At 34.2% G+C, this 10,390-nt stretch carries 8 protein-coding genes, 2 tRNA genes, 1 rRNA gene and 1 other annotated feature; of the genes, 10 read left to right on the top strand and 1 reads right to left on the bottom strand.

The genetic code is table 11. The features are described 5' to 3' along the window. From rrf to serS, 5 genes are all read left to right on the top strand, one after another. Positions 1–94: ribosomal RNA gene (gene rrf / locus JOC47_RS10495) — 5S ribosomal RNA — on the top strand; the annotation flags it as partial. A 181-nt stretch (positions 95–275) separates the two neighbouring features. Continuing rightward, positions 276–1,292: a signal peptide peptidase SppA gene (gene sppA, locus JOC47_RS10490; protein ID WP_204702019.1), complete on the top strand. Its 1,017-nt coding sequence runs from the start codon at positions 276–278 to the stop codon at positions 1,290–1,292. A gap of 88 nt (positions 1,293–1,380) precedes the next feature. Then, positions 1,381–1,588, top strand: a binding site (T-box leader). Positions 1,589–1,671: 83 nt separating this feature from the next. After that, entirely contained in the window at positions 1,672–2,823 is a 1,152-nt protein-coding gene (locus JOC47_RS10485; RefSeq protein WP_204702018.1) for a pyridoxal-phosphate-dependent aminotransferase family protein, read from the top strand. Then, a complete protein-coding gene (gene serA, locus JOC47_RS10480) occupies positions 2,823–4,409 on the top strand; it encodes a phosphoglycerate dehydrogenase (RefSeq protein WP_204702017.1) in 1,587 nt (528 codons plus the stop codon). Before JOC47_RS10485 ends, serA begins: the two co-directional genes overlap by 1 nt. Positions 4,410–4,428: 19 nt before the next feature. After that, entirely contained in the window at positions 4,429–5,715 is a 1,287-nt protein-coding gene (gene serS / locus JOC47_RS10475) for a serine--tRNA ligase (protein WP_204702016.1), read from the top strand. 144 nt (positions 5,716–5,859) lie between these two features. Here the strand turns inward: serS and nadE are convergent, their stop codons facing one another. Then, complete coding sequence (gene nadE, locus JOC47_RS10470) at positions 5,860–6,648, bottom strand: NAD(+) synthase (protein ID WP_204702015.1); 789 nt, start codon at positions 6,646–6,648, stop codon at positions 5,860–5,862. A 242-nt stretch (positions 6,649–6,890) separates the two neighbouring features. Between nadE and JOC47_RS10465 the strand changes: the two genes are divergently transcribed. From JOC47_RS10465 to JOC47_RS10445, 5 genes are all read left to right on the top strand, one after another. Further along, positions 6,891–6,982: transfer RNA gene (locus JOC47_RS10465), tRNA-Ser, on the top strand. A 17-nt stretch (positions 6,983–6,999) separates the two neighbouring features. After that, positions 7,000–7,094, top strand: a tRNA-Ser gene (locus tag JOC47_RS10460). 196 nt (positions 7,095–7,290) lie between these two features. After that, the gene (locus JOC47_RS10455) at positions 7,291–7,536 is read left to right on the top strand and encodes a (2Fe-2S) ferredoxin domain-containing protein (RefSeq protein WP_204702014.1); all 246 of its coding nucleotides are present in this window, start codon (positions 7,291–7,293) and stop codon (positions 7,534–7,536) included. Then, on the top strand, positions 7,536–9,239 hold the full coding sequence (locus tag JOC47_RS10450; RefSeq protein WP_204702013.1) for a [Fe-Fe] hydrogenase large subunit C-terminal domain-containing protein: 1,704 nt from the start codon (positions 7,536–7,538) through the stop codon (positions 9,237–9,239). The genes JOC47_RS10455 and JOC47_RS10450 overlap by 1 nt, the downstream gene beginning before the upstream one ends. A gap of 2 nt (positions 9,240–9,241) precedes the next feature. Beyond that, a complete protein-coding gene (locus JOC47_RS10445; protein WP_204702012.1) occupies positions 9,242–10,390 on the top strand; it encodes a SpoIIE family protein phosphatase in 1,149 nt (382 codons plus the stop codon).

Below are 10,390 nucleotides of genomic sequence, written 5' to 3'. Positions count from 1 at the left end.
ACACCTGTCTCCCATCTCGAACACAGAAGTTAAGTCCTCCAGCGCCGATGGTATTGTAGGGGCAGCCCTGCGAGAGAGTAGGACGCTGCCAGATTCCTAATTCATTTAGTTCCGTAGCGGATTCGTTACGGAACTTTTTATTTTTTGTTTATTTATTTAAAAGGTATTTTGTGAGTTATATTTAAATAAAATAAGTAAAGAGTAAATATTATTATAGGTTATTAATTATTGATTAGATAGATTTAGTTTTAATAATTTATAGGGAGGTTTAAATTTTGGAATTAAGTACTAAAAAGATATTTATAGGTTTTTTAGTGTTTGCTTTATTATTTCTGATTTTTCTAGGTATTGTTGGTGGATTTTTAATCACTAAATCTTTTGGTTCAATGGGCAATAAATCTAAAGGGAAAGATAATATCGCAGTTATTAATGTAACTGGGCCAATTATGGCTGGCAGTAGTGGTGGAGTATTTGGTGGTAATGAAATGGCTAGTTCTCGTGATATAATGAAACAAATTCAAAAAGCTAAAGATGATAAAAGCATTAAAGCTCTTTTATTACGAGTTAACACTCCTGGTGGTAGTTCAGCTGCTTCTGATTCAATCTATAGAGAATTAGATAAGTTTAAACAAGCAACAGAAAAAGCAATTGTTGTGTCTATGGGAGACGTAGCAGCTTCAGGTGGTTACTATATTTCTGCAAATGCTGATGAAATTTTCGCTAGCCCTTCAACGATTACAGGAAGTATTGGGGTTATAATGAAATTTACTAATATGCAGGATTTATATGATAAAATTGGAGTAGATTCTGTAACTATTAAGAGTGGTCCTCATAAAGATATCGGAAGTCCAAATCGTGAGATGACTACTGAAGAGAAAAAGATGCTGCAGGATATGGTCGATAATGTTTATCAACAATTTGTAACTGCAGTAGCTGAAGGTAGAGATATGCCTAAAAAAGAAGTAATGGAGTTAGCAGATGGAAGAATTTATAATGGTGCTAAAGCTAAAAAGTTAGGGTTAGTAGATAAATTAGGTACTTTTTATGATGCTGTAGATAGAACAGCTAAATTAGCTAATATTAAAGGAGAGCCTAATTTAGTTTATTATAATGAAGCTTCACCAATTGAAAGATTACTTGGTTCAATTAATAAACTGCTAACAAATGTTTTGTTTAAACGCGCAATTGAGGGACAATTACCGACTAATAACAAGCAGTCTCAGATAATGTATCAGCAGTTAATTCAGCAAAGAGAGAAGACTAATTTAGATAATTTAAAACTTCAATACTAATAAAAGTTAAAAATGTAACTTGAATTTAAGTATCCCATCATATATAATTAACTTAAGAAAAATGATTAACATTAAAATCAAATAAACTCTAAACACGATGAATAGGAAGAGTAAATTTTCTCATTATTTAAGAGAGTCGACGGTTGCTGAGAGTCGATATAATGGAAGATTGAATCCGCCTAGGAGTGGGTGGTGATTTAAGCCATTCCGGTTTAATACCGTTATCATTACTAATTGAGTGGGTCAATTGATCAATTAGGGTGGCAACGCGAGCAAGTAATTCTCTCGTCCCTAGCAATCTTTGTTTAGATTGTGAAGGAGGAGAGTTTTTTATTTGTAGTAAGTAGTTTGAGTTGAGAATTGAGAAGGGGGTAAGAAAATGAAAGAAAAAAGAACTTTGATGTTACCTGGGCCAACACCTATTCCTGCATCCGCTAGAAGAGCAGGAGCAGATGAAATAATTGGTCACCGGGAGGCAGAATGTGACGAGTTGATTGAGGAAGTGACAGAGGGATTAAAGTATGTGTTTCAGACTACTAATGATGTATTAATTTTAACGTGTTCTGGAACAGGAGGATTAGAAGCTTCAATTGCTAATACTCTATCTGAAGGTGATAAGGTATTATCATTATGTACAGGTGCTTTTGGAGAAAGATATGCTACAATTGCTGAAAGATACGGAGTAGAAGTAGATAGAATTGACTTTGAATGGGGGACTGCAGTAGACCCTGAAGTAGTAGAAGAGAAATTAGCTGCTGAAGATTATGAAGCAATTTTGATGACACATAATGAAACTTCTACTGGGGTAATTAATCATCCTCAGCCAATTGGTGAATTAGCTGAAAAGTATAATGCTTTATTGTTAGTTGATGCAGTTAGTTCCTTAGGAGGAATTGAATTAAAGACAGATGAATGGGGAGCAGACGTAGTAGTTACTTCTTCGCAAAAAGCATTGATGACTCCACCAGGATTATGTTTAGTTAGTGTGAGTGATAAAGCATTAGCAGCAACTGAAGATTCTGATCTACCAGCCTTTTATTGGGACTTCAACCGTGCTAAAGATCGTTATGACCGTGATTCTCAAACACCATCTACGCCAGCATTATCAGTACTATATGTGCTCAGAGAAGTACTGCAAGAGATTAAAGAAGAAGGATTAGAGAACGTATTTAATAGACATAAGGTAGTTGCTAAGGCAATTAGAGAAGCAATGCGGGCAATTGGATTAGAACCATTTGTTGATGATGAGATAGCTTCTAAGACAGTTAGTGCTATCAAATTGCCGGAAGAAGTAGAGTTCTCAGCTTTAAGTAGTAAATTAAAAGAAGATTATAATGTTTATGTGACTGGTAGTAAAGGACATTTAAAAGGGAAAGTGTTTAGAATTGGTCATTTAGGAAATGTTAGTAGAACAGATGCTTTATCTACTGTTTCAGCTATTGAAATGGTTTTAAAAGAAGAAGGATATGATGTTGAATTAGGTACTGGTTTAGAAGCAGCCCAAAAAGTATTCGAGGAGGAGAGAAAATAATGACTAAAAAAGTATTAGTAAGTGATCCGGTTTCAGAAGCAGGAAGAGAATTATTAAAAGAAAATGGTGTTGAAGTGACGTATAACACTGAATTATCTTATGAAGAATTATTAGAAGAAATCCCTAAATATAATGGTATTGTGTTGCGAAGTATGACTCCACTAAATGAAGAAGTATTAGGTAAAGCAGAAAATTTAGAGGTGATTGCTCGAGCAGGTTCTGGTTATGATAATATTGATATTGATGCTGCTTCTCAAGAAGGGATTATCGTTTTAAATACTCCAGGAGAAAATACTATTTCTGCTGCAGAACAGGCAATGGCCTTAATGTTAGCAACTTCAAGAAATACTGTGCAGGCCAATAATGCTCTAAATGAAGGCATTTGGGACCGCGGCAAATATCAAGGAGTAGAATTAAATCAAAAAACATTAGGAATTATTGGTTTAGGTCGAGTTGGAGGAGCTGTAGCTAAAAGAGCGCAGGCCTTTAATATGGAAGTTATAGCTAATGACCCTTATATTCCAGAAGAAAGAGGGGAAAGATTAGGAGTAGAATTAGTGAGCAAGGATGAGTTATATGAACGCTCTGATTATGTAACGATTCACACGCCATTAACAGATGAAACTAAACATTTACTTAATGAAGATACTTTTGCTAAAATGAAAGATGGAGTTTATATCATTAATGCTGCTCGTGGTGGGTGTGTAGATAGATTTGATTTAGAAGAAGCTGTAAAGAATGGTAAAGTAGCAGGAGCAGGACTAGATGTGCACGAAGAAGAGCCACCAGGAAAAGATTATAATTTGATTGATGTAGAAGAAGTTATTTTAGCACCTCACTTAGGTGGAACTACCGTAGCAGCTATGGATAATGTAGCAATTGAAGCTGCTAAACAGGCCCTAATGGTCTTTAATGGTGAATTGCCAAGGACTCCATTGAATGTACCACGACTACAGCCAGAAGAGCTTAAAGAAGTACAACCGTATATTAAGTTAGCTGAAAAGTTAGGTGGATTTTATGCTGGTTGGACTGGCGGTAGAATCGAAAAAATAGAAGTTGTTTATCAAGGTGATATTGCTAATAAAGAAGTAGAATTAGTTACTCCAGCTATTTTAAAAGGATTATTAGATCCAGTAGTAGAAGAGAAACTAAACTTAGTTAATGCTGAAGTATTTGCAGAAAAAAGAGGTATTCAAATTGCTGAAACTACAAGTACTACTACTGAGGAGTTTGCTAATTTAATTACTATAAAAATTAATGATGGAGAAGAAACACGAGAATTATCAGGAACTGTATTCCATCAAGATGAATTAAGAATTGTAGATATTAATGGTTATGATGTAGATATTCTTCCGCAGGGTAATATGCTAGTAACTGACCATCAAGACCAGCCTGGTATTGTAGGAGAAGTAGGTACATTATTAGGAAGTAATGATGTTAATATTGCTAGTATGCAGTTAGGTCGTAATCAAGCTGGAGGAAAAGCAATTATGGTAATTAATATTGACCAGCAACTTGATGAAGAATTAAAGAATAAATTATTAGAAATAGAAGGTATGAATGACTTTAGTTTGTTGAGTTTGTAGGTAATAAAGGAGGAGAATCATGTTAGATTTAGGATTTGTGAGAGATAATATTGATGTAGTTAAAGATGCTCTAGAGAAGAAAGGAACTTCAGCGCCAATAGATGAATTTGAAGATGTAGACCACAAAAGAAGAGAATTAATTCAAAAGGTAGAGCAATTAAAGCAGGAACGAAATGAATCTTCTCAAAAGATAGGTGAATTAAAGCGGGAAGGTAAAGATGAAGAGGCCCAAGAAATTATTGACCGGATGCAGACAGTAGCTGATGAGATTAAAGAGTTAGATGAGCAAGTAAAAAAATATAATCAGCGTTTAGAGGAAATCATGCTGCAGTTACCTAACATTCCCCAGGATGATGTTCCATTAGGAGAAGATGAATCTGATAATGTATGTGTTAAGACTTGGGGGGAACCTAGAGAGTTTGATTTTTCCCCTCAGGCTCATTGGGATTTAGGTGTTAATTTAGATATTTTAGATTTTGAGAAAGGTGCTAAAGTATCAGGAGCTAGATTTACCTTTTTAAAACGTGCTGCAGCTAAGTTAGAGCGCGCTTTGATTGATTTCATGATTGATGTGCATACGAAAGAGCATGGTTATGAAGAGGTTTTTCCACCGTTTATGGTCCATGAAAAAAGTATGTACGGTACAGGGCAGCTACCTAAATTCGCTGAAGATTCGTATAAGGTAGAAGATACGGATTATTATTTAATTCCTACTGCTGAAGTACCAATTACTAATATGTATCGAGAAGAAATTTTAGATAAAGAAGATCTTCCGATTCATCATGTTGCTTATAGTGCTTGTTTTAGAGCTGAAGCTGGAGCGCATGGTAGAGATACACGAGGAATTATTAGACAACATCAGTTCAATAAAGTAGAGATGGTTAAATTTGTTGAGCCAGAAAAGTCTAAAGAAGAATTTGAAAAGCTAGTTGAGAATGCAGAGACTATTTTGCAAAAGTTAGAATTACCATATCGAGTCATGGATATGTGTACAGGAGATTTAGGATTTACTGCTGCTAAGAAGTATGATTTAGAAGTGTGGATGCCTAGTTATGATACTTATCGTGAGGTGTCTTCTTGCAGTAATTTTAAATCATTCCAAGCTCGAAGAGCTGAAATTAAGTATCGCCCAGAACCTGAAGCTAATACCAAGCATGTTCATACTTTAAATGGTTCAGGCTTAGCAATTGGTAGAACAGTTGCTGCAATTATGGAAAATTATCAGACTGAAGATGGAGAGATTGTAATTCCAGAAGTCTTGAAAAATTATATGGGCGGTAGAGAAAAAATAACTTATCAAAAGTAGAGAATAGGCTATAGCCTATTCAGTGACAAGTGATGAGAAAAGAGTAACAAGTTAAAAGAGTAAATCAAAATCTAAAAAGTATAATTTTTTAATAAAGAAGACTCCCAGTCAGATGACTGGGAGTCTTTGTATATAGTATATAAGTTATACTGTAAACGTTGGAGTTTGTTCTTTATCTCTTGCAGCAGCAAATAATTCTACAGCACGATTAACATCATCTTGATCGAACTGAGTTAAGTCGCCACCTTCATGAATTGTTTCATGAATTGCATCTAATGTTTCATAATCAAGACCAAATTCTTTTTCGTCTCGGTCAGTTTCGTCTCCACGGCAGCCGCCAGTTGGAGGACGATCAATAATTTCTTGCGGTACACCAAGCTGTTCAGCTAATTCCCAAACTTCTGTTTTATATAAATCGCCCATTGGACGCAAGTCAGTAGCTCCATCACCATGTAATGTATAATAACCAGCAAGGATTTCACTCTTATTACTAGTTCCTAATACTAAATAGTTTTTCTTTTCAGCAATATAGTAAAGAGTCATCATTCTTAGTCGAGTTTGAATATTTTGTGATGCTGGATCTGGTGTAGGAATTTGAGTCTGCGGCCAATGTTTTCGTTCAGTCTTTTCGATATCAATACTTTCAAATGTATCTACAAGTGCGTTGTTAGCATCTTCCATGTTAACTTTAATTGTATCTAGGTCAAATTCATCAGCTATCATATTGGCATATTCAACATCTTTAGTAATTGTTCCGTCAGCAGGAAGTAGAACTCCTAAACTGTTTTCTGGAAATGCTTTCTTACCTAAAGCACCAGCTACAGAAGAATCAATTCCACCGCTAAGTCCAATTACTACGCCATCAGCATCTCTTTCTTCAACTTTGTCTTGAATCCATTCTACAATGTCCTCTTCGAGATTGTCATCAATCATTAGATAACCCCTCCACAAGAGTTTTTTAAAAATTATTTTTTTACTATTTCTACTTAGGAATTATATATAGATAAACCCCGATTGTCAAGAAATTATGGGGACTAATATTAATTAAAATTAATCCTTGTAATTGGGGCTTATTTTGATACAATTTATAATCTTACTGGTCGTTGAAATTAAATTTTAAAATTTCTTGACAAATCTATCGTTGGGGTATATAATAGTCAGTGGACTGTTTACATGGAGGGGTGTCCGAGTCCGGGTTATGGTGGCAGACTTGAAATCTGCTGTGCGTTCCGACGCACCGTGGGTTCGAATCCCACCCCCTCCGCCATTTTAATTTTATATTGTGGAGAGATACCCAAGTTGGCTGAAGGGGCGGGTTTGCTAAACCTGTAGTAGGACATACTGTCCTAGCGAGGGTTCGAATCCCTCTCTCTCCGCCATTTAATAAATATCCCTAGCGGGATGTTTTTTTATTTTTTGAAATTTAATATATTTTAATTGTGAGAAAATTTTAAATAGTTCTGCTTTGAGATTATGATTGTAGGAATTAAAGAACTATGATATTATATTAACAAAGAGTAGATAATATTTTTTTAGCGGTTATTGTTAAAAAAATCACAAAAGAGGTTGATAGTTATGAGAAAGATTACAGTGTGTGTTGGTAGCAGCTGTCATTTGAAAGGAGCACCTAGAATTGTAGAGAAATTAAAAAGATTATTAAAAAAGAATCATCTTGAAGCAGAAATTGAATTAGGAGCCTCTTTTTGCTGTGGGCAGTGTACTGAAGGAGTAATTGTTGAATTTGATAATCAAATTGTCAAGAATGTTAGTCCGAATAATATTGAAGAAATTTTTTACCAACAATTAAAGGGGGAGCAATAATGGGAATTATAGCTTTAAGTGAGTCAGATTGTGAAGATTGTCACCGTTGTGTAAGAAATTGTTCTTTAAAAGCAATTGGGATTAAAAACGGTCAAGCAGAAGTAGTAGAGGAAAAATGTATTTATTGTGGACAATGTATTGATGTTTGCCCCCAAAATGCAAAGGAAGTTAGTAATCAGTTAACTAGTTTAGAGCAGAAATTAAATAATAATAAATTAGTAGCTAGTTTAGCGCCTTCTTTTGTAGCAGCATTTGATGCTGGTCCTGCTCAAATAGTAGCTGGACTAAAAAAGTTAGGATTTAGTGCTGTAGAAGAGACTGCTGTAGGGGCTGAAAAGATAGCTGATTACTATCAGAAGTTATTAGAACAGCGAAGGAAGCCGGTAATTTCAGCCTGCTGTCCAGCAGTAGTTAATTTAATAGAAAAACATTATCCAGATTTAATTTCTTATTTGGCAGATAGTGTATCACCAATGGTGGCTCATGGTAAGTTAATTCAAAATAAATATGATGATGCAGAAGTTGTATTTATTGGCCCCTGTATAGCTAAATTAGATGAAGTAACTTGGCAGGTTGCAGAAGAAGTAGATTTAGCTATTACTTTTAATCAATTAGAAGAATTGTTTGCAAAACATAATATAAATTTGCAGCAATTAAAAAGTAGCAGTTTTGATGATGAATTATCCTCTTGGGCTGCTTCTTTTCCTGTTCAAAGTGGAGTTTTAAAAGCTGCAGATATTGAATCTACTTTTAATAGTGAAATAATAACAGTTTCAGGTTTAGATGAGTGTAAAAATACTTTTGAAGATATTTTAGCCGGAGAGATAGAACCTCAATTTGTTGAAGCAATGATTTGTTCAGGAGGTTGTATTAATGGACCGGGATTATCTTCAGAATCAGGCGTACATGCCCGCAAAGAAAAAATAATTAATTATACTAAAGCTTTAAAAACTGAAGAGAGGGCTGAGAGAAAAATAGACAGTGATAAGATAGAAATTAATTTAAAACGTGATTATAAAAATAAAAAAGAAACAGAGGAGATGCCGAGTGAAAATCAAATCAGGTCTATTTTATCACAATTAGGTAAATTTAATCCCGAGGATGAATTAGACTGCGGAGGTTGTGGTTATGATACGTGTCGAGAAAAAGCTATAGCAGTTTATCAAGGTTATGCTGAAAATAAAATGTGTATTCCTTATATGAAAGGAAAATTAGAGTCGTTAGCAGATATTATAGTTAAATCTTCTCCTAATGCAATTATTGTAGTTGATAAAGATATGATAATTCAAAAGTTCAATCCTAAAGCTAATGAATTGTTTAATTTTCGCAAGGAATATCCAATTGGAAATAAATTAGAACGCTATATAGACCCTGAAGACTTTATTAAAGTTTGGGAAGACAAACGCCGTATTTCTCAGAAAAAAGTAGAATATGAGCAGTATGATGTAGTTGTAGAGAAATCTATTTTACCTTTAGCAGACTATGAATTGGTAGTTGGAATTTTAACTGATGTTACAGATCGAGAAAGACAAAAAGAGAAAGTGGCTGAAATGAAAGAAGAAACATTAGAAAAAGCTAATCAGGTGATTAATAAACAGATGAAGGTAGCCCAAGAAATTGCTAGTTTATTAGGTGAATCAACTTCAGAAACTAAAGTTATTTTACATGAACTAAGAGAGTTGATGAAAGAAGAGGGGGTTTAATCATGCAGGTAGATACAAAAGTTGCTAATGTATCTAAAAAAGGAGAGGAATTATGTGGGGATAATGTAGAAGTAGTTAGTAATGAACAATCCACTATTATAGTTTTATCTGATGGTTTAGGGAGTGGAGTTAAAGCTAATATTCTAGCTAATTTAACTACTAAAATTGCGAGTAAACTTTTAGAAAATGGTATTTCTATTGATGAAGCAGTAGAAACAATCACTAAAACTTTACCAGTTTGTAAAGAACGTCAACTAGCTTATTCTACCTTATCTGTGTTACAAATTTTTAATGATGGTAGTTGCTATTTAGTTGAAATAGATAATCCCCCTTCCTTTTTTATTAATAATAGTGGTCAAGTTTCTCAATTAGAAATGAGTGAGCGTCAAGTAGGAGATAAAGAAGTTAGAGAAGCAAATTTTAAATTAGAAGAAGGAGATATGGTTATGTTAGTGAGTGATGGAGTAGTTCATGCTGGTATAGAGGGATTACTTAATTTTGGTTTAGGTTGGTCAGGGATTAATGATTATTTAAAGCAGTATCTAGATAAATATGGCACTACTCCTGAACTTGCCCAAAAAATTGTTGATTTATCTGAAGCTTATTATTGTATGGAACCTGGTGATGATACTACAGCAGTTATTGCCCAATTTAGAGAAGAAAGAGCAGTAACTTTATTTACTGGTCCACCTAAAGATGAAGCTAAAGATAATCAAGTAGTCCAAAAGTTGATTGAGCAAGGGGATAAAAAAGTAGTTTGTGGCGGTACAACTGCTCAAATTGTGGCTCGAGAATTAGATAAGGAGTTAGAAGTGAAGTTAGAGTATTATGACCAAGATGTGCCTCCTACTTCAGAAATTGAAGGAATTGATTTAGTAACGGAAGGATTATTGACACTTAATAAAACTTTAGAAAGATTAGAAGAAGCTGAAAGTGAAGAAGATCTGCCGGATAAAAAAGATGGTGCTACTAAATTAGCTGAATTATTATTGACTAGTGATGATGTTAATCTGTTAGTTGGTCAGGCAGTTAATTCAGCCCATCAAAGTTTGAAATTACCAGAAGAAATGTCAATTAGAAATCAGATTATTAAAAAGTTAGTAGCTAAATTAAATGATAAAGGGAAAGAAATTAATCTAAAGTGGTTTTAA

Source organism: Halanaerobacter jeridensis, from assembly GCF_016908315.1.
GTDB lineage: Bacteria > Bacillota > Halanaerobiia > Halobacteroidales > Halobacteroidaceae > Halanaerobacter > Halanaerobacter jeridensis.
This window is presented reverse-complemented; position numbering and strand designations above follow the sequence as displayed.

Bases quoted from the DNA above. Each gene is read 5' to 3' on its own strand.
- JOC47_RS10450 (WP_204702013.1), top strand. From the start codon at position 7,536: ATGGGAATTATAGCTTTAAGTGAGTCAGATTGTGAAGATTGTCACCGT.
- serA (WP_204702017.1), top strand. From the start codon at position 2,823: ATGACTAAAAAAGTATTAGTAAGTGATCCGGTTTCAGAAGCAGGAAGA.
- JOC47_RS10445 (WP_204702012.1), top strand. From the start codon at position 9,242: ATGCAGGTAGATACAAAAGTTGCTAATGTATCTAAAAAAGGAGAGGAA.
- JOC47_RS10485 (WP_204702018.1), top strand. From the start codon at position 1,672: ATGAAAGAAAAAAGAACTTTGATGTTACCTGGGCCAACACCTATTCCT.
- nadE (WP_204702015.1), bottom strand. From the start codon at position 6,648: ATGATTGATGACAATCTCGAAGAGGACATTGTAGAATGGATTCAAGAC.
- JOC47_RS10455 (WP_204702014.1), top strand. From the start codon at position 7,291: ATGAGAAAGATTACAGTGTGTGTTGGTAGCAGCTGTCATTTGAAAGGA.
- serS (WP_204702016.1), top strand. From the start codon at position 4,429: ATGTTAGATTTAGGATTTGTGAGAGATAATATTGATGTAGTTAAAGAT.